Origin of the sequence: Haloparvum sedimenti (genome assembly GCF_001462205.1) — an archaeon.
In the GTDB taxonomy this organism is placed as follows: Archaea; Halobacteriota; Halobacteria; order Halobacteriales; family Haloferacaceae; genus Haloparvum; species Haloparvum sedimenti.
The window spans coordinates 29,440-50,671 of sequence record NZ_LKIR01000062.1; the positions used below are offsets into that span (position 1 = coordinate 29,440).

The window sequence follows — 21,232 nt, forward strand, 5'->3', positions numbered from 1 at the left end:
ACCCGGACGCGCTCGTGCGCGTGCTTCGTTCCGACTCGCGACCGACACCCGACAGTCGACACCCACCCGCGGCACCATCCGCGGGACCCCACACGACACACACCGACACACCCCATGACCGACATCACGCTCGACGGCGTCTTCCCCGCGATGACGACGCCGTTCACGGACGACGGCATCGACCACGACCAGCTTGCGGCCAACGCGCAGTACCTCGAAGCGGCGGGCGTCGACGGACTCGTTCCCGTCGGCTCCACCGGCGAATCGGCGACGATGACCCACGACGAACACGTCGAGGTGATCGAGACCGTCGCGGCCGCGGTCGAGGACGTGCCCGTCATCGCCGGCACCGGATCGAACAACACCGCGGAGGCGCTCTCGCTCTCCCAGCGCGCGGCCGATGCCGGCGCGGACGGACTCCTGCTCATCTCGCCGTACTACAACAAGCCCGAACCCGCGGGCTTCCTCGAACACTACCGCACGGTGGCTGACGCGGTGGACCTCCCGCAGATCGTCTACAACGTCCCCTCGCGGACGGGGCAGTCCATCCCCGCGGACGTGACCGTCGAACTCGCCGACCACCCCAACGTCGCGGGCTACAAGGCGGCCTCCGGCGACCTCAACCTGATCTCCGAGGTCGTCGAGCGCACGCGAGAGAAGGAGTTCTCGGTCCTCTCGGGCGACGACGGGCTCACCCTCCCCATCCTCTCGGTCGGCGGCCGCGGCACCATCAGCGTCGTCGCCAACGTCGAACCGGAGCGCACCTGCGCGATGGTCGGCGCAGCGCTGGCGGGCGACTACGATCGCGCCCGCGAGCTCCACCACGAGCTCGGGCCGCTGACGCGCGCGCTGTTCACGGAGACGAACCCCATTCCGGTGAAGGAGGCGATGCACCTCCGCGGGATGGGCTCGCCGAGAGTCCGCCCGCCGCTCACGCGGCTCTCGGAGGAGCACCGCGAGGAACTGGCCGACCTGCTCGCGGAGTACGAGGGCGGCGAACCGGACGTCGCGGAGGCGACGCGATGAGCGGGCGCGGCTCGGACGCGGGCGACGCTGACGGTGCGGACGACGCCGAACCGGTCCGCATCGCCGTCACCGGCGCGGGCGGACGAATGGGCGGCGAGGTGATCGAGGCGGCGACCGAGCGCGCGGACGTGCGCGTCGTCCTCGCGGTGAACCGCTCCGAGACGGAGCCGATCGCGGGCGTGGCGGTCGACCCTGCCGAGGACCTCGACCGACTGCTCGCGGACGCGGACCCGGACGTGCTGGTCGACTTCACCGGTCCCGACTCCGCGGCCGACTACGCCGAGGCGGCCGCCGAGGCGGGCGTCGCGGTCGTCACCGGCACCACGGGCTTCGACTCCTCGGGGACGCGACGGCTCCGCGAGGCGAGCGAGGCGGTTCCGCTGTTGAAGGCGTCGAACTTCTCGCGGGGGGTGCTGGCGCTCCGCCGGGCCGTCCGCGAGGCGGTGCGTGCGGTCCCGAGCTACGATGTCGAGCTGACCGAGACGCATCACAACGGCAAGCGCGACGCCCCCTCCGGCACCGCGAAGACGCTCCTCGACGATATCGAGGATGAGCGCGACGACCTCGACGCGCGGACACACGGTCGCGAGGGCGAGGCGCCGCGTGACCCCACAGAAATCGGCGTCCACGCCCGCCGAGCGGGCGACGTGACCGGCGAGCACGAGGTGCTGCTGGCGGGCAACCGCGAGACGCTGGAGCTGACCCATCGGGCGGGCGACCGCGCCGTGTTCGCGATCGGCGCGCTCGACGCGGCCGTCTGGCTCGCCGACCAGCCCTCCGGCCGCTACGAGTTCGCGGACGCGGTCGATGCCGCAACCGACGAGTAAAAACGACCCACTCCCTTCACACGACACAACATGACGCTCGAAACCGACATCGAGGACCTCTGGCGGCGCTACGACCAGGGACTGACCGCGACCGACACGACGGCGGACGACGAGGCGACGCTGGACGCGTTCCTCGACGCGCTGGAGGCCGGCGAGGTCCGCGCGGCCGAGAAGACCGGCGACGACGTGACCTCCTGGACGGCCAACGAGTGGGTCAAGCGAGGCATCCTGCTCAACTTCGGCCTCCGGCAGACCGAGGCGCGCGAGTACGGCGGCGTCACCTACCACGACGTGCTCCCGCTGCGCGACACCGCCGATCTGGCGGAGCGCGGAACGAGAAACACGCCGGACGGAACCGCGATCCGGCGCGGCGCCTACCTCGGCAGCGACTGCATCATGATGAGTCCCTCGTTCGTCAACATGGGCGCGTACGTCGGTGACGGCACGCTCGTCGACTCGTGTGACACGGTCGGCTCCTGTGCCCAGCTCGGCGAGGGCGTCAAGCTCGGCGCGAACACGCTGATCGGCGGCGTGCTCGAGCCGGTCGAGGACGCCCCCGTGGTCGTCGAGGACAACGTCTCGCTCGGCGCTGGCTGTCGGGTCACCTCCGGCTTCCGCGTGGGAGAGAACTCCGTCGTCGGCGAGAACACCCTGCTGACGCCGCGCATCCCGGTGTACGACCTCGTGGAGGAGGAGGTCCTCTACGGCCACCTGCCGTCGGACCGCCGCGCGTTCACCCGGATGGTGGAGTCCTCGGTCGGCGACCACGACCTCTTCGAGGGCGGCGCGTACAAGCCCGCGGTCGTCGCGACCGACGTGGAGGAGCGCACCCTCGAGGCCACCGAGCGGGAGGAGGCGCTCCGGGAATGAGCGACGCCACCGCCGGGGACGCCGCGACGGACGCCGCCTCCGCGCCCGCCTCCGATCTCGGCCCCGACGTACGTCGAGTCGCGGACTGGGACGCGGACCGGCTCCGCGACCTCGCCGCGACGCACGACACGCCGCTGTACGCCATCGACCTCGACCGCGTGCGGGAGAACTGCGCGCGGCTTCGCGCCGCGTTTCCCGACGCGGACGTTCGCTACGCCGTGAAGGCCCACACTGGACGGGCCGTCCTCGAGACGGTCCGCGAGGCGGGCCTCGACGCCGAGTGCGCCTCCGCCGGGGAGCTCCACCGCGCGCTCGCGGCCGGCTTCGCGGGCGACCGGCTCCACTACACCGCGGTCAACCCGCCGGCCCGCGACCTCGACTACGTCGTCGACGAGGCGTGGACCGACAACCCCGACCTGACGGTCACCGCGGGCGCGGTCGACACCCTCGACCGCCTCGCGGAGCGCGGGTACGACGGCCGCGTCTGCGTCCGCGTCAACCCGGGCGTCGGCGCGGGCCACCACGAGAAGGTCCGCACCGGCGCGAACGCGAAGTTCGGCGTCCCGTACGACCGCGCGGCGGAGGTCGTCCGCGACGCGACGGAGCGGTTCGAGGTCGTGGGCATCCACGCCCACGCCGGCTCCGGTATCGACCCGAGCCAACTCGACAGCCACCGCGAACTCGTCTCTCGGATGGGGGAGCTGGCGCGGACGCTGACCGCGCCGAGCGCGGACGACGCCGACGGGACCGGCGACGCGGCCGCCCCCGTCGACCTGGAGTACGTCGATGTCGGCGGCGGCTTCGGCGTCCCCTACGAGGAGGACGCGCCGGCGCTGGACCTGGACGCGGTGGCGGCCGCGACCCGCGAGGCGCTCGGCGAGGTCCCCCGACCGCCCGCCGCGGGGGGCGGTTCCGGCGAGGGCGAAACCGCCGGCCTCGCGGTCGAGCCCGGTCGCTACGTCGTCGCGGACGCGGGCGTCCTGCTGACGCGCGTCAACACGGTGAAGCCGACGCCGGAGACGGTCGTCGCGGGCGTTGACGCCGGCATGACCGACCTGCTCCGCCCGGCGATGTACGACGCCTACCATCCCATCCGCAACCTCGGCGGAGGATCGTCGGCGGCGGCCGACGCGGACCCAATGGACCGCGAGACGGTCGGCGTCACCGTCACCGGCCCGATCTGCGAGAGCGCCGACGTGTTCTGCGAGAACCGACCGCTCCCGGAGCCCGAGCGCGACGACCTGCTGGCGCTGGGCATTGCGGGCGCGTACGGCTACGAGATGGCGAATCAGTACAACTCCCGGCCGCGGCCCGCGGAGGTCGCGCTCGGAGGGGAAGACGCGAACGGCGGGGACGCGAGCGACGCCGAACCGGACGCCGACGCCCGCGTCGTCCGCCGCCGCGAGACGCTCGCTGACCTGACGGAGGTGGAGGCGTGAGCCGCGCGACGAGCGCCGTGGAGTTCACGAAGTACCACGGCACGGGCAACGACTTCCTCGTCGTCGACGCCACCGATCCGGTCCCGGACCGGGCCGCCTTCGCTCGCACGCACTGCGACCGCGAGACGGGCGTGAGCGTCGGGGAGTCGTCGCGGAACGGCGGCACGAGCGCAGCGACCGGGCGTCGGGGCGCCGATGGCGTGCTCTTTCTGGACGTGACCGAGCGCTACTCCCCGGCTCGCGTCGTGATGACGCTGGTCCAGCCGGACGGCTCGACCGCCTCGATGTGCGGCAACGGCGCGCGGTGTGCGGCCGCGTGGGCCCAGGAGCGCACCGGCGAGACGGAGTTCATGATCGACACGCAGGCGGGGACCAGACACGCGCACGTGAGCCCGGACGACGACTACGTCGAGATCGAGATGGGGACGCCCGCGTTCGACCCCAAGCGCGTCCCGGTCGAGCACGACGGCCCGCTGATCGAGACCGAGGTCGAGGGGCTGACCGTCACCGCCGTGAACACGGGCGTCCCGCATGCGGTCGCGTTCGTCGAGGACGTGGACGCACACGACCTCGCGGCGGTCGCGGAGCCGGTCCGTCACGCGGCGATCTTCCCCGAGGGCACGAACGTCAACCTCGCGTCGCCGGCCGGCGAGACGGAGGAGGGGGTCCCGGTGTTCGCGCAGCGCACGTTCGAGCGCGGCGTCGAGGACGAGACGCGATCCTGCGGGACCGGCGGCGTGGCCATCGGCGCGGCCGCGGTCCACACGGGCCGCGTCGACGGCGAGGAGGTCCACACCACCCCGCCCGGCGGTCGGCTGGAAGTGACGGTCCCGGACGACGCCCCGGCGTGGCTGGCCGGTCCCGTCGAGGTGGAGTACGAAGGGACGCTCCCCGCCGATCCGCGATGACCGGACCTCCGGACGGAGTCGGACCGGTCGACGTGGCCGACCTCGACGCGTCTCCTCCGACCGATCCCGAGGCCTACGACCCCGTCTCGTTCCTCGTCGAAATGGTGCGGCTTCCGTGCCACGAGGACGTGACGGATGCACGAGACCTGCTGGTCGCGACGCTCGCGGAACACGGCGTCGACGCCGCGGTTGACGACGCCGGAAACGTCCTCGCCACGCGAACGCCCCCTGGAGAGTCTGCGGACGCCGACCCCCACGTCGTCCTGAACACGCACCTCGACACGGTCTCGCCCGACGTGCCCTTCGAGCGCGACCGTGACGCGGTCGTTGAGGACGAGGCGGGCGTGGACGTGATCCGCGGGCGGGGCGCCTGCGACGCGAAAGGACCGCTCGCGGCGCTGGTGGGAGGGTTTCTGTCCGCCGATGTCGACCGCGGTCGGCTCACGCTCGCGATCACGCCCGACGAAGAGGTGCTCTCGCTCGGTGCCGCGGCGCTGACGGGGAAGCTGTCGGGCACCGCGGACGCGCTCGACGGCGACCTGTTTCTGGTCGGGGAGCCGACCGGGCTGGATGTCTGCACCGCCGCCAAGGGGCGCTTCGAGGGGACGGTCGAACTCGCCGGCGAGAACGCCCACGCCGCCGAGTTCGCGGGCGTCAACGCCGTCGCGGCCGCGGAGGACGCGCTCGCGGCGATCCGGACCTTCGACGCGGACGCCGAGGCGCACCCACAGCTCGGCCCGCCGAAGCTCACGCCGACCGCCATCGAGGGCGGCGGCGCGACGAACCAGGTGCCGGACCGGTGTGCGGTGACGGTCGACCGGCGGAGCGTGCCCCCCGAATCCGTGGGTGGGTTCCGAGACGAGCTCGAAGCGGACGTGCGCGCGGCGGTCGACGACGCCGTGGGCGTCGCGGTGTCGCTAACCGAGCGCGACTCGCCGTTCCTGGAGGCGTTCGCCACCGACCCCGACCACCGACTCCCTCGGACGCTCCGGCAGGCCGTCGACGGCACTCGGCCCGCGGGCGCCGCCGCCGAGCGCGGCGCGGAGGCTCGCCCCTTCTCCGCGGCGACCGAAGCCTCGTACTTCGCGCCCGCCCCGACGGTCGTCTTCGGCCCCGGCGACCTCGCTGACGGCGACGGTGCGGTCGCGCACGCCGAGCGCGAGTACGTCCGCGTCCGCGAGGTCGAGTGGGCGACCGCGGCGGTCGAACGCGCGCTCTCGGCCCTGCTGGGACCGGTGGAGGCGTAGTCGGGTTTTACGACCGGCCGTGCTTCTGCCTTTTTTGTCACCGGCCGTGCTGAGGCCGTTTTTCTGCCGCGGCGTCGCGTGACCGCACTTTTGAGACCCCCCGCCGATGGACGACCATGTACCGCGACCTCTCGCACCCCCTCCGGACGGGCGCGCCGACCTACCCCGGCGACCCGGACGTGTCGGTCGAGCCGGCCGCGACCCACGAGGCGGACGGTTACTCGGTTCACTCGGTCGAGCTCGGCAGCCACGCCGGCACCCACGTCGACGCGCCGCGACACACCGAACCCGACGGCGCGACGCTCGACGACGGCGGGGTCGGCGAGTGGGTGTTCGACGCGCGCCTCCTCGACCTGACGCCGTGTGAGGCCCGGGAGGGGATCGAACCGGCCGCGTTCCCCGACGACCTCGACCCCGAGATCGACCTGCTCGTCGTCCGCACCGGCTGGGCCAATGCGTGGGGAACCGACGCCTACCGCGACCACCCGTTTCTGACCCCCGCGTTCGCGGAGCGATGCGTCGACGCGGGCGTCGGTGTCGGTATCGACGCGTTCGGTCCCGACCCGACCGCGCCCGCGGAGCCGACCGACCACGAGCCCGGCGACGAGCCGACTGGCTTCCCCGCCCACCACGCGCTGCTCGGCGCGGACCGGCCGATAGTCGAGAACCTGCGGAACCTCGCCGGCCTGCCCGACCGGTTCACCGTCTACGCTTTCCCGCTCCCGCTCGCGGAGGGCGACGGCGCCCCGGCACGAGTGGTCGCGGAGACACGGTAGGCGGTCGGGCTCTGGCTCCGGTCACCGCCTCCGATGCGGTCAGTATCGCCGGCGTGCGCCGACCGCGAGGATGCAGCCGATCGCGAGCGTCCCGGCGCCGAGGAACCCCGCCGCCAGCAGCGCGTCCCCGGAGAGGGACCCGCCGCCCGGGACGCCGACGCCGTCATCGTCGTCCGAACCCGTTCCCGACGGTTCGTAGTGGTAGTTCGGGTGAATGGGCTCGTACGTCCGGTTCTTCACGGTGAGGTTGCCCTCGGGTTCGCCCGCGAACTCGACCATGTCGAGGCTGTCGTTCATGTCCGAGTAGTCGTTCGTGTACAGCCGAACTTCCCCGCGGACGACCGCGTCCGGCGGCTCGTTCAACTCGATGACCGCGGTCCCCGTCTCGTTGGGCCTCGCCTCCGGCCGTCCGACCGCGTTCCCGGTCTCCTCCGTCGAGACGACGACGTGCTGGCGATGCGCGTGCGGAGTCGGGTTCTCGACCGTGACGTGGAGTTCCGTCCGCGGATCCGCGGCCGTCCCGTTCGCCACGAGGTCGACGTTCGTTATCTGCGGGAGCGGCATGTCGTCCGCGTCCGCGGCCGTGGGCGTGGCGTTGTAGGTGTGCTGGATGGTTGGGCCGAAGGTTCCGACTTTTACCGTTTGCTGATGTTCGGAGGGGTCCTGCATAACCGCGAGATCGAAGGTCCAATACCCGGTTTCCCCCGGTTGGAGGTCCTCGCCGACATGCCGGATCGTCGTTCTGACGACCTGAAGTGCGAATGACGCCTCCCGGGTTTGTCTATTGAGGTTCAGTGACGAGACCTCCAACGTCATGTTCGAGTAGAAGTCAGCGGTGATCTGGAAGCCCCGTTCCGTTTGTATCGTCTCCGAGTGGACGATCTCTCCTCCCTCGTTGGCTCCGTTCCCTTCATCCGCCAGTCCAGGTGCTGCCATTGTACCGATCGTTCCGATCAGTAACATCCCGATGAGCAGCACTCGTCCGTCGATCATTTCACACCACATCCCGCGCCACGGCAATCGTCTCGCTCCGCCGGATCGCGGTTTCTGAAGCGCTCTATCATCTCTCGCTCCGAGACAAATCCTTCTTCGACTATCGTTTGTTTGAACACATCGACCTTTCGGATGTTTCTTTCGACCGCGTCGGTACCGGGCGAGTAGTACACGGTGTCACCTTCGACCGTTAGTTCGGACTGAGTGACCGTCTCCGGATCAGCTACTTCATCCGTCGTCTCCGAACGCGTTCCGACCTGTTTTCGCAACGTCCACGTGGTCGACGTGGTTGTTCGACCGACTCGGTACTCATCACTCCTGACGTGGTTGTCCACCACCAGACGGTCGGAGGTCTCCATGTAGTCTCGCCACTCCGAGATGCTCGGTCGAACGACAACCTGCTTACTCGCCACGTACGTGTACTCGGTGACCGTCGTGGTCTCCGTTTCTTTGTGCTGGTACTCCGTCTCAGTCACTCGGTCACGAACCTTGACCGAGCGGGAAGATCCACTCCGACGATCCCAGGGACTGTAAGCGTGTGACGACCAGTACGTCCCCCCATACCTGCTTCGATACTGATATTCTGTCCGATACTCCGCGGACTGGATCGTTCGCGTCCGCTGCCGGCCGGTGTATCCAGAGGAGATCGACGATCGCCACTCGTACGATGTCGTCACTTTTTGCCGCCTCGTCGAGGTTCGTCCCGACTTATGCCACCCGTCAGATCGGCGGACGAAATGGCGTCGCATGAGTGAACTATCGAACTCTTTACTCTTCGTTTCAATAATTGCATCCTGTTCGTGGTGGCGCTGGATCGTGTAGACCGTGTTCTGCTTCGTCTCGGTTACTGAGTATCCACGATCCTGACTCGCGCTCTTCAGATGCTCGGACGAGACAGACACCTCGTCGTACACCGGGGATTCCACCTCGTAGCGCGAATCCGTCACGTCGATGTTGTAATAGAACTTTCCAGTTCTGCTGAGTGTCGGGAGAGGTAATCTGAAGCTCCGTTCCGTTTGCTCTGGATGTTCTGCATTATACACGCGTAGGGCAACGGGATCGTTTAGATAGGATCCCAGAGTAGTTTCGATGTCCCCGATCCAGCGGTTTTCCTGTTCTGCCGGGTCTTTTGTCGTCTCGACCTGACCAGGGCCATTGATCAGTTCAAATCGAACGTCCGCTTTTTCGAAGTTCTCTTCCTTCAAATAGAATTGTTCTGTTTTGAAGCTCAGACCGAGTGTCTCGTAGGGATCGTACTCCGTTTGACTGTGCGTAATCAGGTCGATTGTCGGCGAATAGTACTCGTCCAGCGTCGTCGTTTTTCTGACCTCTTGGTCGTGTCCGTCAGTGATCGAGAGGGTGATCGTGCTTTTGACGTTTTTTACGCTAGATGAGAATACGGGGCTTTCCTCGACGAGGTCAGGTAACCACGTGAATGCGAGTTCCGTCCCGTCCGGGTCGAATGAATCACTAGCGTCGATTACGATCCGGGGAACGTGGTTGTTCTTTTCGTGCTCAACGTGGACATTCAACCTTGCTTCGGGTTTACTTTCGACGACGTCAATGTATGTCACATCATTATCGACGACGAGATTCTGCCGCCGATCAAGGAGCAGAAGCTCCTCCTCGACCTGGTAGAGATATGGTGATGTGTAGGCGACGTTGATGGTCTTAACGAGGGTTTCATTCGATATTTCTTTTGTATCGACATTCAATTCTTTCTCATTTTCTCTTTGGTATCTGGTCTCCATCCCGACCCCCTCAATCGGGTAGCCGTTCAGGTCCACGGTCACCTTCATCGTCGCGGTGTAGCGTTCGGGGTCGATTCGCTCGTGGTAGGAGTCGACCGGCGTGTTCAGGACCTCGATCGACTCGATATGCGGGATGCCGGCGACTTCGACGGTCTCCGTGACGCGAACGGTTTGCCCGTAGGTGTCGGTCGCGACCGCGGTCACCTCGTATTCGGTGTTGTCCTGGAGCCCGTCCGCGCGGAACTCCGACTCGTGGCGCCGGACGCCTCGCCGCGTCGCGCGCTCGACCAGTTCGCCGTCGATGAACACCTCCACGGAGCGGAGCGCGTTCAGGTCGTCCTCCGCGACGACTGCGCCGCTGATGGTCCCGTCATAGCCGTCGAGGTCGCGGAGCCGGAGGTCGACCGGCGGCTTCGCGACCACCTCGCGGGTCCCGTCCGCGAACGTCGCCACGCGCTTGCTCCCGTCGCGGTACTCGACGAGCGCGGAGAGCCGGTGGCGGCCGGGCTCCCACGTTCGGCGGAGCGTCTCGCCGGTCGCGACCGGCTCGCCGTCGACGCGCCAGGTGACCGCGGCGACGGCCGCGCCACCGCCGGAGTCGACCGAATACGTCGCAGTGAGCGGTTCCTCCTCGAACACCTCCTGTGGACCGTGGATCGTCGGGTCCTCTGTCGCCGCGGTACCGCCGTACCAGCCGGAGCGGTCGTTCGCCTCCTCCGGCTCCGTAACCGAGACCGTCCGGTCGTCGCTCGCCGACTGGTCGGCGGCGTCGAGAACCGTCACGTCGACGGTTCGGGGATCGAGCGTGGTGATGGTGCGGTTCAGGGTGGCTTCGGCTCCCGGCCGGTGCTCGGTCTCGACGACCTCCCCGTCGACTCGCCAGACGACGCGGTCGATGGGCGCGTCGCCCGGCTCGATCGCGGCCGTGAAGGCGGCGGTGTCGCCGACCGACACCGCCGACGGGCCCTCGAGCGCGACCGCGGGCGGGTCCCCCTCGGAGACGCGGACGTGGAGCGTGTCGCTGGCCGTCCGCCCCGCGTCGTCGGTCACGGTGAGCGTCACGTCGTAGGTCCCTATCGCGGCCGCCTCGAAGGCCGGCGTTCGGCCGGTCGGCGTCGCGACCGTGGTACCGTTCGGAGCCATAACCTCCCACTCGTAGGCGACGATCTCACCGTCCGGCGCGTGCGATCCGCCACCGTCGAGGTACACGGTCGTCCCCTGTGAGACCGACTGGTCCAGACCGGCGTCGGCCAGTGGCGCTTCGGCGTCGGCCGCTCCCGCGAGCGGAACGCCGAGAAACAGACACACGAATAGCAGTGCGAGCGCGTACCGTCTCATTCAGTCGAGGAATCATAATCTCTCTTTCTGAGTTAAGTGTTCGGATCTATGGGTCGAATTATCTCTGATAATTTTGTGTTTAATGTCCTCGGAACGCGGATCGATGGAGAAGCCCGACAGTTATACCCTCCGCGCCCGACGCCGGAAACGTGCAGAAGACCGTACTCATCACCGGCTGTTCCTCGGGTATCGGCCGCGCGACGGCGCGGGCGTTCAACGACGAGGGCTGGACGGTGTACGCGACCGCACGGAACCCCGCGGACGCACAGACGCTCGGGGACGAGGGCTGCGAGCTCGCGACGCTCGACGTGACGGACCAGGCGGACGTCGACCGCGTCGTGGACCGGATCCTCGACGAGGAGGGGGCCATCGATTGTCTGGTCAACAACGCCGGATACGGCCAGTTCGGCCCGCTGGAGGACGTGCCGACGGAGAAGGTCCACGAGCAGTTCGACGTGAACGTGTACGGTCCTCATCGGCTCATCAGGGCCGTCCTCCCGCACATGCGCCGCGAGCGCGAGGGGACGATCGTCAACCTCTCGTCGGTCGCCGGACGCGTCGCGTTCCCCGGCGGGGGCGTCTACAGCGGTTCGAAGTTCGCGGTCGAGGCGATGTCCGACGCGCTGCGCGGCGAGGTATCCGAGTACGGCATCGACGTGGTCGTCGTCGAGCCCGGTCCGGTTCGGACGAAGTTCAGTGACCGCGCGGAGCGTGAGGCTGAGGACGACGAGGACGGGGTGGACCGGTCCGGCGCGTACGAGGACCTCTACGATGTCTTCGACGACGCGCAGCTGATCGGCGGGGACGGCCCGGGCTCCGTCGAGCCCGAACTCGTCGCGGCCGAGATCCTCAACGCGGCGAGCGCCACGAAGCCGCCCGCACGGGTCCAGCCCGGGACGGCCGCCCGGGTCGGCGTGCTGGCGCGGTTCCTCCCCGACGCGGTACGCGACAAGGGGTACGAACTGCTCGCGAAGCTGACGCGGTGAGCGGGGCCGTTCCGGGAGACGCGGGCTGGGTCAGCCGAGGAAGTCCGCGATGTTCGTCTGCAGCCCCGCGGCCATCGTCGACTTGCGCCGGAGTCGCGAGAGGGGGACCGGGAGGTGGTCCGCGACCCCGCGGACGGCCTCACCGAACGTCTCCGCTTCCCCGAACTCCCCCTCGAAGGCGTTCCTGACGGCCTCGCGGACCTGCCAGACGCCGACGGGGCCCCAGTATGCGTCGGAGACGTGTCTGAGGACGAGAACCTTCGCCTGCCGACCGCGGTCGGAGAGGTGCTCCAGCACGCCGAGCCGCGCGGCGTAGTACGCGCCCGCGGTCTCGTCGACGTAGCCCGTCCGCCCCTCGCGGCCCTCGTGGGCGGCGGCGAGGTAGATGCCGGCCTCCGGGTCGGGGTTCCAGACGGAACCGGGGGCCTTCATCTCGACGAGTTCGTACTCCCACTCGCCGGGGGCCAGTACCACCCAGAAGGCGTTCCCGAGGTACTCGTTGCGGTGGACCTCGACCGAGTCGACCGAGGGCGCGTCCCGGATCGTTCCGCGGAGGTACTGGCCGACCGTGTCGTCGACCGCGGTGATCGACCAGCGCGTCGGGACGAGCCGCCGGTTCTCCCCCTGTCCGAGCGCGCCCGCCGAGAGGATGGAGTTGATCTCGTACACGTCGAACCCCCGGCGGTAGAGGTACGTCATCGCCCCCTGCGCGCGCCAGTCGTCGTCCTCCAGCGTCTTCTCGACCGGCCGCGGGACGTGCGGGTTCTCGCCGAGCGACGCGTCGCGAGCGCGGGCACGCGGTCCGACCGGCGCGCCCACGTCGTCGATGTCCACGTCCAGATCCGGCTTCGAGTCGAGCCCGATCTCCACGTCGACGGGTCGGTCCGCGATGGCGACCTCGCGCTGGGTACCGAGCCAGCCATCCCACGCGTCGTGGACGTTGTCGACCTCGGCGGTCCGGTTTGAGTTGAGGAGCCCGGAGCGACGCTCGAACACGTCGCCGATGGAGACTCCCTCGTCGTACCAGTCGCCGGAGGTGCGGAACCGCTCGGCTTGCTCCTCGCGGCCGACCGGCGACAGGATGCCCGTCGAGACGTTCGGGTAGTTCGAGCGCCCGACGAAGATGGACGGCGAGACGGAGCCGACCAGCGAGTCGCCGGAGAGCGCGTCGTCGAACCGGTCCTGAAACGTCTCGAGGTGGTCGAGCACGCCGTAGTCCTTCTCTTGGGCGAGGCGGCGGCGCTCGGCGCGCTCGTTCCGCTCGAACTCCACGAACTCGTCGAGCCGCATTCTGTTTCGGCTACGGCGGCAATGGGTTTGAACGTTGCCCGCGCGGGTTCGCGTGTGGGTGCGTGCGGCGACCCGAGAAACGGCCGGTTTCGACCGCGGCGAGGGACGCGCGGAACCAGCGGGCTTTTGCCCCGCTTGCCCGAGGACACACACGAGCAATGAGCCACGAGGACTTCCCCACCGACGACCCCGCGGTGGTGACCTGCGGGCTGCCGTACGCCAACGGCGACCTGCACGTCGGTCACCTCCGCACCTACGTGGGCGGCGACGTGTACGCCCGCGCGCTGCGCACACTGGGCCAGCAGACCGCGTTCGTCTCCGGCTCGGACATGCACGGCACGCCCGTCGCGGTCAACGCGGAGCAGGAGGGCGTCTCCCCCGAGGAGTTCGCGCTCGGCTGGCACGAGGAGTACGAGGCGACGTTCCCGAAGTTCAACGTCGCGTTCGACAACTACGGCCACACCCACGACGAGACCAACACCGAGCTCACCCAGGAGCTGGTCCGCGACCTCGACGAGGCTGGCCACGTCTACGAGAAGGAGATCATGGTCGCGTACGACCCCGAGGACGACCAGTACCTCCCCGACCGCTACGTCGAGGGGACCTGTCCGTACTGCGGCGCCCACGCCCGCGGAGACGAGTGCGACGAGGGGTGCCAGCGCCACCTCGAGCCCGGCGAGATCGAGGACCCCGTCTCCACCATCACCGGCAACCCTGCCGAGTACCACGAGCGGACCCACAAGTTCTTCGAGGTGTCCGCCTTTTCCGACTACCTCTCCGACTTTCTCGACCGCCTTGAGGGGACCTCGAACGCGCGGAACCAGCCCCGCGAGTGGATCGAGCAGGGGCTCCAGGACTGGTGTATCACCCGCGACATGGACTGGGGGATCGACTACCCCGACGCGGAGGGCGAGGAGTCCGACCTCGTGCTGTACGTCTGGGTCGACGCGCCGATCGAGTACATCGCCTCCACGAAGCAGTACTCCGAGCGCGTGGGCAGCGGGGTCTTCGACTGGGAGGCGGTGTGGGGCGCGGGCGAGCACGCCGCGACCGCCGCGGACGCCACCGACCCCGACGCGGTCGACCCCGACGAGGTCGGCGGCGAGGTCGTCCACGTCATCGGCCGCGACATCATCCAGCACCACACGGTATTCTGGCCCGCGATGCTCCGCGGGACGGGCCACGTCGAGCCGCGTGCCGTGATGGCCTCGGGCTTCGTGACGCTGGGGGGTAAGGGCTTCTCGACGAGTCGCGACCGCGCCGTCTGGGCCGACGAGTACATCGACGAGGGGTTCCACCCCGACCTGCTGCGCTACTACCTCGCCACCAACGGCGGGTTCCAGCAGGACGTCGACTTCTCGTGGGAGCGCTTCCGCGAGCGCGTCAACAACGAGCTGGTGGGGACGGTCGGCAACTTCCTCTACCGCTCGCTTTTGTTCGCGCACCGCAACTACGAGGGAGCTCCCGAGGACGTCGAGGGGCCGAGCGACGAGGTCGAGAGCCGGATCGACGGCGCGGTCGCCGACTTCACCGACGCCGTTAACGACTACTCGGTCCGCGACGCGGGCGACGCGGTCACCCATCTCGCGGCGTTCGGCAACGAGTACATCCAGCGCAACGAGCCGTGGAGCCTCGTCGACGACGACCCCGAGCGCGCGAAGCAGGTCGTCTACGACTGCGTCCAGATCGCGAAGGCGATCGCCGTCCTCTTCGAGCCGGTCGCCCCCGAGAAGTGCGAGCGCCTCTGGGCCCAGCTCGGCGAGGACGGCTCCGTCCACGACGCGACGCGTGCCGACGCGCTGGCGGCGCCCGCGGGGGCGTTCCCGGAGCCAGCCGCCCTGTTCGAGAAGATCGAGGAGGAGCGCGTCGAGGAGCTGAACGCGAAGCTCGAGGAGCGCGTGGCCGACGCGACCGAGGACAACGAGAACGAGGAGACGGCGGACGCAGCCGATGAGGATTCCGACACCGACGACGCCATGACCGACTTCGACCCCATCACCGACGACCGCATCGACTTCGAGACGTTCGAGGAGCTCGACATCCGGGTCGGCCGGATCGAGAGCGCGGAGGGCATCGAGGGCGCGGACAAGCTCGCGAAGCTCACCGTCGACATCGGCGTGGAGACGCGCCAGATCGTCGCCGGGATCAAGCAGCTCCACGACCTCGACGCCATCGAGGGCGAGAAGGTGGTCGTCCTCGCGAACCTCGAGAAGGCGGAGCTGTTCGGCGTCGAGTCGAACGGCATGGTGCTGGCGGCCGGCGAAGAGGCCGACCTGCTGACGACCCACGGCGACGCCGAGCCGGGCGAGCGGATCCGGTAGACGCCGGACCGGGAACGCCGGACCGCGGGGCGCGGTCGAAGCCGGAGCGCCGACCCCGCGAGTTAGGCCATCCCGATCGTCTCGCGGTACTGGCCGTGCTGTTTCTCGAAGACCGCCATGATCTCGCCCATCGTGGCGTACGCCTTCACCGCGTCGACGATGTACGGCATCACGTTCTCCTCGCTCTCGACCGCGTCCGCGAGCGCGTCGAGCGTCGCCTCGACCTCGTCGTCGTCGCGGTCCTCCTTGACCGACTCCAGCCGAGCGAGCTGGCGATCGCGGGTCGTCTCGTCGACGTGGAGCAGGTCCGGCTTGGTGTCCTGGTCGACCTCGTACTTGTTGACGCCGACGACCGTCTCCTCGCCCTCGTCGACGCGCTCCTGGTACTCGTAGGATGCCTCCTGAATCTCGCCGTGGAAGTAGCCCTCCTCGATCCCCGCCAGGACGCCGTCGCGGACGGAGCCGTCGCCCATCTCCCTGATCTCCTCGATGTAGGCCATCGCCTTCTCCTCGGTCTCTTCGGTGAGGCTTTCGACCGCGAACGAGCCCGCGAGGGGGTCGACGATGTCGGCTGCGCCCGACTCGTCGGCGATGATCTGCTGGGTTCGGAGCGCGACGCGGACCGCCTGCTCGGAGGGGAGCGCCAGCGCCTCGTCGTAGGAGTTGGTGTGGAGGCTCTGGGTCCCGCCGAGGACGCCCGCCAGCGCCTGAATCGTCACGCGGACGACGTTGTTGAGCGGCTGCTGGGCGGTCAGCGACTGGCCCGCGGTCTGGGTGTGGAACTTCAGCCGCTTGGCGTCGGGGTTCTCGGCGTCGTACCACTCGTCCATCACGCGGGCGTAGATGCGGCGGGCCGCGCGGAACTTCGCCACCTCCTCGAAGATCGAGTTGTGCGAGTTGAAGAAGAAGGAGAGCTGCGGTCCGAACTCGTCCACGTCGAGCCCGCGGTCCAGACAGTCCTCGACGTACGCGAACCCGTCCGCGAGCGTGAACGCCAGCTCCTGAACCGCGGTCGAGCCCGCCTCGCGGATGTGGTAGCCGGAGACCGAGATCGGGTTGAACTTCGGCGTCTCCTCGATCGCGAACTCGATGGTGTCGGTGACGAGATCGAGGGACGGCTCCGGTGGGATCACCCACTCCTTCTGCGCGATGAACTCCTTGAGCATGTCGTTCTGGAGGGTTCCCCGGACCTCCTCGCGCGGGACGCCCTGCTGGTCGGCGAGCGCGACGTACATCGCGTAGATGACCGGCGCGCTCGGGTTGATCGTGAATGACGTGGACACCTCGCCGACGTCGATGCCGTCGAACAGCACCTCCATGTCGCGGAGGGTGTCGACTGCGACGCCCTCCTTGCCCACCTCGCCGAGCGACATCGGGTCGTCGGAGTCGAGCCCCATCAGCGAGGGCATGTCGAACGCCGTCGACAGCCCGGTCTGGCCGTTCTCGATCAGGTAGTGGAACCGCTCGTTCGTCTCCTCGGCGGTGCCGAACCCGGCGAACTGCCGCATCGTCCACGTCCGACCGCGGTACATCGTCGGGTACGGCCCCCGCGTGAACGGCTCCTCGCCCGGGAAGCCCAGCTCCTCCTCGTAGTCGATGTCCGCCACGTCCTCGGGGGTGTAGATCCGGTCGACCTCGAGGTTCGAGACGGTCGCGAAGCGGTCCTCGCGCTCCCCGAACCGCTCCAGCACGGGGTCGAGCGTCTCCGCCTCCCACTCCTCCCGTGCCTCCCGGATCGACGCGAGGTCCTCCTCGTCGTACATGCCCGGAGGTTTCGCCGGACAGTTCTTAAGCGTTTTTCACACGTTTCGGTGACGGCGAGACTTGCGGCGATATGCGGATCGGGGTGGATGAGTCGCCGAAAAGGCTGATTGGAACGTTCCTGACCGCTCGCGATACGTTTGTTCTGGATCAGTCAAGCGTCCTGCTGCACTTACTGCCGACGACACCCAGAAAGCACCCGACCGCTCGCTTTAGGTTTGCTCTGAATCAGTCAAGCGCTCTGCTGCGCTTGCCGCTAACACCCAGAAAGCCCTCGACCGGTCGCGGGTTCTCAGCAGGATATCCGCGCTCTCCACAACGCCCGCGCGGATAGAGCCTGTCTGAGAACCCGCGACCGGCCTCGCCCTTTCAGTCCGCCAGGGGGTGATTTGTGGAGTCAGTTGTTGAGGCTGATTGCTTGGTGATTCGTCACACCGGCTGTCGAGTCAAGCGTGGCCTCACTCCTCCCCAACCTCAGCCGACCGCGGCCTTCGCGTTTCTCCGGCTGCGGTCGGGTTCCGCCGGAAATCGGAGATTTCCGAGCAGCCGGCGTGCAGTAGCGCGCCGGCGAGGGAGGTCGCGGGCCGGCCGCCTGCGGTGCGGTGGGTGGGATTGAAAGGGGCAGGCGGCTCGATCCGGCCCCGACGCCGTAAGCACCGCAGCGGGCTGTGCGGAGAGCGAGGAGCGCAGCGAGGCGCGGCCGGTCGAGCCGCCTGGGGCTTTCTGGGAGTTAGCGTTCCGAGTAGCAGGATCTGCAACCGAGACGAACACGGGCCCGTCTGAGGGAGAACCAGCCACGAACTCGCCCTGCTCACCACCCACTGAAGTTGTAAGCATCTTTTACACGCCGCCCACCAACGCCACCTATGGCGACACGCGAGGCGACCTGGCGCTACCGCGAGCGGTTCGGGGACGCGTTCGGGCGCACCTTCTTCCGGCGGTTCGGACCCGGCGTCGTCTCCAGCGTCGGGATCGGGACGTACCTCGGCGAGCCGACCGACGCGGTCGACGAGCGCTACCGGGCGGCGATCCGGCTCGCGCTGGAGTCGGGCGTCAACGTCGTCGACACGGCGGTCAACTACCGCTGCGGCCGCTCCGAGCGCGCGGTCGGCGACGCGCTCGCGGCCGCGGACGTCGACCGCGACGCGGTGCTGGTGGCCACGAAGGGCGGCTTCGTCCCCTTCGACGGCACTCGACCCGAGGACCCGGCCGCGTACGTCCGCAAAGAGTTCCTCGACGCGGGAGTCGTGGACCGCGAGGACCTCGCGCGCGGGAGCCACGCTATCGCGCCCGGCTTCCTCGACGCGATGCTCGACCGATCGCTGTCGGCGCTCCGGCTCGACGCGGTCGACTGCTACTACGTCCACAACCCCGAGACGCAACTCGCCATCCGCTCGAGGGCCGAGGTCTACGACGCGCTGGAGGCGGCCTTCGAGCTGCTGGAGCGCCGGCGGCTCGCGGGCGACCTCGGCCGGTACGGCGTGGCGACGTGGGAGGCGTTCCGGGTGCCGGAAGGTCACGAGTCGTACCTCTCGCTGCCGGCCGTGATCGAGCGGGCGGAGCGAGCCGCTGAGACGGTCGGCGCTGACGACTGCGGCTTCGAGGCGGTCCAGCTCCCGTTCAACGTCGCGATGGCGGACGCGTTCACGCGCGCGAACCAGCCGCGACCGGACGGCCCCGCGGGGGAGGCCGACGAACGCGTCTCGACGCTGGAGTGCGCCCACGAGGCCGGAGTCGGCGTGTTCACGAGCGCGAGCATCGGCCAGGGGGAGCTGTCCACCTCGCTACCGGACTACGTGGCGGACCGACTGGCGGGCGACACGCCCGCCCAGCGCGCGCTCAACTTCGCGCGGAGCGCGCCGGGCGTGACCTGCTCGCTGGTGGGTGCGAGCGGCCGCGACCACGTCCGCGAGAACGTCGCGGCGGGAACGTTCGACCCGCTGGGGGCGAACGCCTTCGACGCGGTCTTCGAGTGAGGGGAACGCGGCCGGGCCGGGGACGGGGGGCGGCTCGCCTGGACCCCGGTGCGCTCGGCGAATGTGGTTCGAGAAACGTGGGAAAAATGGGCCCGAACAGTGATTCTGACAAAAAACGACCTGACAAAAAACGAGCCCAACAAAAGTGCGCGTAGAAGCGTGCGTCCGAAAAAGCGCGCTCGGGGGAGTGGGGACGCCTCAGCGGAGTTCCTTGAACTCGGCCTCGCACTCCGGACAGATCCGCACCGAGTACACCTTCTCGGGGTCGTTCTGCTTCTTGAGCACCTTCTCGCAGGCCGCGCAGTTGAGCCGCTCGTAGGTGTCCTTGAACAGGTCCCCGTCGCGTAGCCCCTTCCGAGTCGACTTCATACGCGGGAGTTGGACGCCGGGCGTGTTAAAGACCCCGCCGCGGGCGCGTGGATACGTGGCGGTCGGGAATGTGGCCGTCGTCGCAGTCGCCGCGAGGTCACCGGACGGTCGACACGCGGTCGGCGGACGGTCACCGCACGTTCGTTGCCGTCCCCTTTCGGAACGCTTGAAACGGCCGACGTGTTACGGCGACTGTGTCTCGCGCCAAGCTGTTCGGGTCGCTGTGCGGGTTGGTGTTCCTCGTCAACTTCGCGCGGGTGATCTTCGCCCCGCTCGTCGGCGAGTTCATCGACGAGTTCGCGATCCGGGAGGGGACGGCCGGCCTCGTCGTCACGCTGGCGTGGGTCGGCTCCGCGGCGCCGCGGTTCCCGACCGGCTGGCTGCTCACGAAGGTGCCGCGCCACCACGTCGTGCTCGCGTCCGGCGCCATGCTCTCGCTCGGCGCCGTCTTCCTGGGGTTCACCGACGGCGTCGCGTGGCTGATGGTCGGCGCGTTCGCGGTCGGCACCGCCTCCGGCGTCTACTTCGTCTCCGCGAACCCCTTCATCTCGGAGCTGTTCCCCGACCGCGTCGGCCGCGTGATGGGGATCCACGGCATGGCGAGTCAGGTCGCGGCGGTCGTCGTCGCCCCCGTCGCAACCGTCGCGCTGTGGTACGACTGGCGCTACGCGTTCTTCGGGCTGGGCGTCCTCGCAGCCCTCCTAACCGCCCTGACGTACGTGCTCGCGCGCCGCGCGGACCTCCCCGACGTGGACGTGGCTGCGACCGGCTTCCTCGCCGCGGCCCGCTCCGAATGGCACATCATCGTCGCCGGCGTCGCGCTGATGGGGATCACGAGCTTCGTCTGGCAGGGGCTGTTCAACTTCTACGAGCTCTACATGGTCGCGAAGGGGCTGCCGCAGGCGACGGCCAGAAACCTCCTGACGGTCATCTTCGCCGCCGGCGTCCCTGCGTTCTTCATTTCGGGCTCCCTCGTCGACCGCTTCCCGCGCGTGCAGTTCCTGCTCGCTGTCATCGCCTCGTTCGTCTGCTCGGTGTTCCTGATCGTCGCCGCCTCCGGGCTCTGGCCGCTCGTCGCCGCCACGACGCTGGCCGGCTTCACCATCCACGCGATGTTCCCCGCGGCGGACGCGTACATCCTCGACACGCTCCCGGACACGACGCGCGCGACCGCGTACGCCGTCTTCTCCGGCGGCATGATGCTCACGCAGGCGCTCGGATCCTCGGCGGTCGGGGCGCTCGTCGAGCGGGGAATCGCCTACGACACGGTGTTTACGGTCTTTGCGGCCGGACTCGCGGTGCTCGTCGTCGTCTTCGCGGGACTGGACCGCGCCGGGCGGATCCCCGGGTGAGG

16 protein-coding genes are annotated in these 21,232 nt (G+C 68.8%); 11 read left to right on the forward strand and 5 right to left on the reverse strand.

The genetic code is table 11. The features are described 5' to 3' along the window. Window positions 1-114: 114 nt before the first annotated feature. The 7 genes from dapA (at window position 115) to AN233_RS03670 (ending at window position 7,093) form a co-directional block, all read left to right on the forward strand. On the forward strand, window positions 115-1,026 hold the full coding sequence (dapA, locus tag AN233_RS03640; RefSeq protein ID WP_058365491.1) for a 4-hydroxy-tetrahydrodipicolinate synthase: 912 nt from the start codon (window positions 115-117) through the stop codon (window positions 1,024-1,026). Further along, window positions 1,023-1,853, forward strand: coding sequence for a 4-hydroxy-tetrahydrodipicolinate reductase (dapB, locus tag AN233_RS03645; RefSeq protein WP_058365492.1), 831 nt, complete (start codon window positions 1,023-1,025; stop codon window positions 1,851-1,853). The genes dapA and dapB overlap by 4 nt, the downstream gene beginning before the upstream one ends. Window positions 1,854-1,883: 30 nt before the next feature. Then, the gene (locus AN233_RS03650; RefSeq protein WP_058365493.1) at window positions 1,884-2,723 is read left to right on the forward strand and encodes a 2,3,4,5-tetrahydropyridine-2,6-dicarboxylate N-succinyltransferase; all 840 of its coding nucleotides are present in this window, start codon (window positions 1,884-1,886) and stop codon (window positions 2,721-2,723) included. Beyond that, on the forward strand, window positions 2,720-4,162 hold the full coding sequence (gene lysA, locus AN233_RS03655; RefSeq protein WP_058365494.1) for a diaminopimelate decarboxylase: 1,443 nt from the start codon (window positions 2,720-2,722) through the stop codon (window positions 4,160-4,162). The genes AN233_RS03650 and lysA overlap by 4 nt, the downstream gene beginning before the upstream one ends. Then, window positions 4,159-5,070 carry a diaminopimelate epimerase gene (dapF, locus tag AN233_RS03660; RefSeq protein ID WP_058365495.1) on the forward strand — a complete coding sequence of 304 codons (912 nt, stop codon included), beginning with the start codon at window positions 4,159-4,161 and terminating at the stop codon, window positions 5,068-5,070. Before lysA ends, dapF begins: the two co-directional genes overlap by 4 nt. Next, window positions 5,067-6,317: a M20/M25/M40 family metallo-hydrolase gene (locus AN233_RS03665; RefSeq protein WP_080508335.1), complete on the forward strand. Its 1,251-nt coding sequence runs from the start codon at window positions 5,067-5,069 to the stop codon at window positions 6,315-6,317. Before dapF ends, AN233_RS03665 begins: the two co-directional genes overlap by 4 nt. Before the next feature lie 116 nt (window positions 6,318-6,433). Next, window positions 6,434-7,093, forward strand: coding sequence for a cyclase family protein (locus tag AN233_RS03670; protein ID WP_058365496.1), 660 nt, complete (start codon window positions 6,434-6,436; stop codon window positions 7,091-7,093). Between the two features lie 39 nt (window positions 7,094-7,132). Here AN233_RS03670 and AN233_RS03675 read toward each other — a convergent pair whose 3' ends face one another. Together AN233_RS03675 and AN233_RS03680 are read right to left on the reverse strand one after the other, a co-directional pair. After that, a complete protein-coding gene (locus AN233_RS03675) occupies window positions 7,133-8,086 on the reverse strand; it encodes a hypothetical protein (protein ID WP_058365497.1) in 954 nt (317 codons plus the stop codon). Continuing rightward, window positions 8,083-11,175, reverse strand: coding sequence for a PKD domain-containing protein (locus AN233_RS03680; protein WP_058365498.1), 3,093 nt, complete (start codon window positions 11,173-11,175; stop codon window positions 8,083-8,085). The genes AN233_RS03675 and AN233_RS03680 overlap by 4 nt, the downstream gene beginning before the upstream one ends. Before the next feature lie 149 nt (window positions 11,176-11,324). Between AN233_RS03680 and AN233_RS03685 the strand changes: the two genes are divergently transcribed. Next, window positions 11,325-12,161, forward strand: a complete 837-nt coding sequence (locus AN233_RS03685) for an SDR family oxidoreductase (RefSeq protein WP_094192400.1) — start codon at window positions 11,325-11,327, stop codon at window positions 12,159-12,161. A gap of 30 nt (window positions 12,162-12,191) precedes the next feature. Here AN233_RS03685 and nreA read toward each other — a convergent pair whose 3' ends face one another. Next, the gene (gene nreA, locus AN233_RS03690; RefSeq protein ID WP_058365500.1) at window positions 12,192-13,451 is read right to left on the reverse strand and encodes a DNA repair protein NreA; all 1,260 of its coding nucleotides are present in this window, start codon (window positions 13,449-13,451) and stop codon (window positions 12,192-12,194) included. A gap of 158 nt (window positions 13,452-13,609) precedes the next feature. Here nreA and metG point away from each other — a divergent pair, with 158 nt between their 5' ends. After that, entirely contained in the window at window positions 13,610-15,772 is a 2,163-nt protein-coding gene (gene metG, locus AN233_RS03695) for a methionine--tRNA ligase (protein WP_058365501.1), read from the forward strand. 62 nt (window positions 15,773-15,834) lie between these two features. Here the strand turns inward: metG and AN233_RS03700 are convergent, their stop codons facing one another. Beyond that, on the reverse strand, window positions 15,835-17,535 hold the full coding sequence (locus AN233_RS03700) for an acyl-CoA mutase large subunit family protein (RefSeq protein WP_058365502.1): 1,701 nt from the start codon (window positions 17,533-17,535) through the stop codon (window positions 15,835-15,837). An 864-nt stretch (window positions 17,536-18,399) separates the two neighbouring features. Between AN233_RS03700 and AN233_RS03705 the strand changes: the two genes are divergently transcribed. Beyond that, window positions 18,400-19,509, forward strand: a complete 1,110-nt coding sequence (locus AN233_RS03705) for an aldo/keto reductase (protein WP_058365503.1) — start codon at window positions 18,400-18,402, stop codon at window positions 19,507-19,509. A gap of 198 nt (window positions 19,510-19,707) precedes the next feature. On the opposite strand, the gene AN233_RS17130 is transcribed toward AN233_RS03705, so the two are convergent. Continuing rightward, the gene (locus tag AN233_RS17130) at window positions 19,708-19,878 is read right to left on the reverse strand and encodes an HVO_0758 family zinc finger protein (RefSeq protein WP_176696634.1); all 171 of its coding nucleotides are present in this window, start codon (window positions 19,876-19,878) and stop codon (window positions 19,708-19,710) included. Window positions 19,879-20,072: 194 nt separating this feature from the next. Between AN233_RS17130 and AN233_RS03710 the strand changes: the two genes are divergently transcribed. Next, a complete protein-coding gene (locus AN233_RS03710) occupies window positions 20,073-21,230 on the forward strand; it encodes an MFS transporter (RefSeq protein WP_058365504.1) in 1,158 nt (385 codons plus the stop codon). Window positions 21,231-21,232: the final 2 nt, after the last annotated feature.

What these genes read in the sequence shown, in the direction of transcription:
- dapA (WP_058365491.1), top strand. Translation starts at nt 115, where the DNA reads ATGACCGACATCACGCTCGACGGCGTCTTCCCCGCGATGACGACGCCG.
- dapB (WP_058365492.1), top strand. Translation starts at nt 1,023, where the DNA reads ATGAGCGGGCGCGGCTCGGACGCGGGCGACGCTGACGGTGCGGACGAC.
- AN233_RS03650 (WP_058365493.1), top strand. Translation starts at nt 1,884, where the DNA reads ATGACGCTCGAAACCGACATCGAGGACCTCTGGCGGCGCTACGACCAG.
- lysA (WP_058365494.1), top strand. Translation starts at nt 2,720, where the DNA reads ATGAGCGACGCCACCGCCGGGGACGCCGCGACGGACGCCGCCTCCGCG.
- AN233_RS03665 (WP_080508335.1), top strand. Translation starts at nt 5,067, where the DNA reads ATGACCGGACCTCCGGACGGAGTCGGACCGGTCGACGTGGCCGACCTC.
- AN233_RS03670 (WP_058365496.1), top strand. Translation starts at nt 6,434, where the DNA reads ATGTACCGCGACCTCTCGCACCCCCTCCGGACGGGCGCGCCGACCTAC.
- AN233_RS03675 (WP_058365497.1), bottom strand. Translation starts at nt 8,086, where the DNA reads ATGATCGACGGACGAGTGCTGCTCATCGGGATGTTACTGATCGGAACG.
- AN233_RS03680 (WP_058365498.1), bottom strand. Translation starts at nt 11,175, where the DNA reads ATGAGACGGTACGCGCTCGCACTGCTATTCGTGTGTCTGTTTCTCGGC.
- nreA (WP_058365500.1), bottom strand. Translation starts at nt 13,451, where the DNA reads ATGCGGCTCGACGAGTTCGTGGAGTTCGAGCGGAACGAGCGCGCCGAG.
- metG (WP_058365501.1), top strand. Translation starts at nt 13,610, where the DNA reads ATGAGCCACGAGGACTTCCCCACCGACGACCCCGCGGTGGTGACCTGC.
- AN233_RS03700 (WP_058365502.1), bottom strand. Translation starts at nt 17,535, where the DNA reads ATGTACGACGAGGAGGACCTCGCGTCGATCCGGGAGGCACGGGAGGAG.
- AN233_RS03705 (WP_058365503.1), top strand. Translation starts at nt 18,400, where the DNA reads ATGGCGACACGCGAGGCGACCTGGCGCTACCGCGAGCGGTTCGGGGAC.
- AN233_RS17130 (WP_176696634.1), bottom strand. Translation starts at nt 19,878, where the DNA reads ATGAAGTCGACTCGGAAGGGGCTACGCGACGGGGACCTGTTCAAGGAC.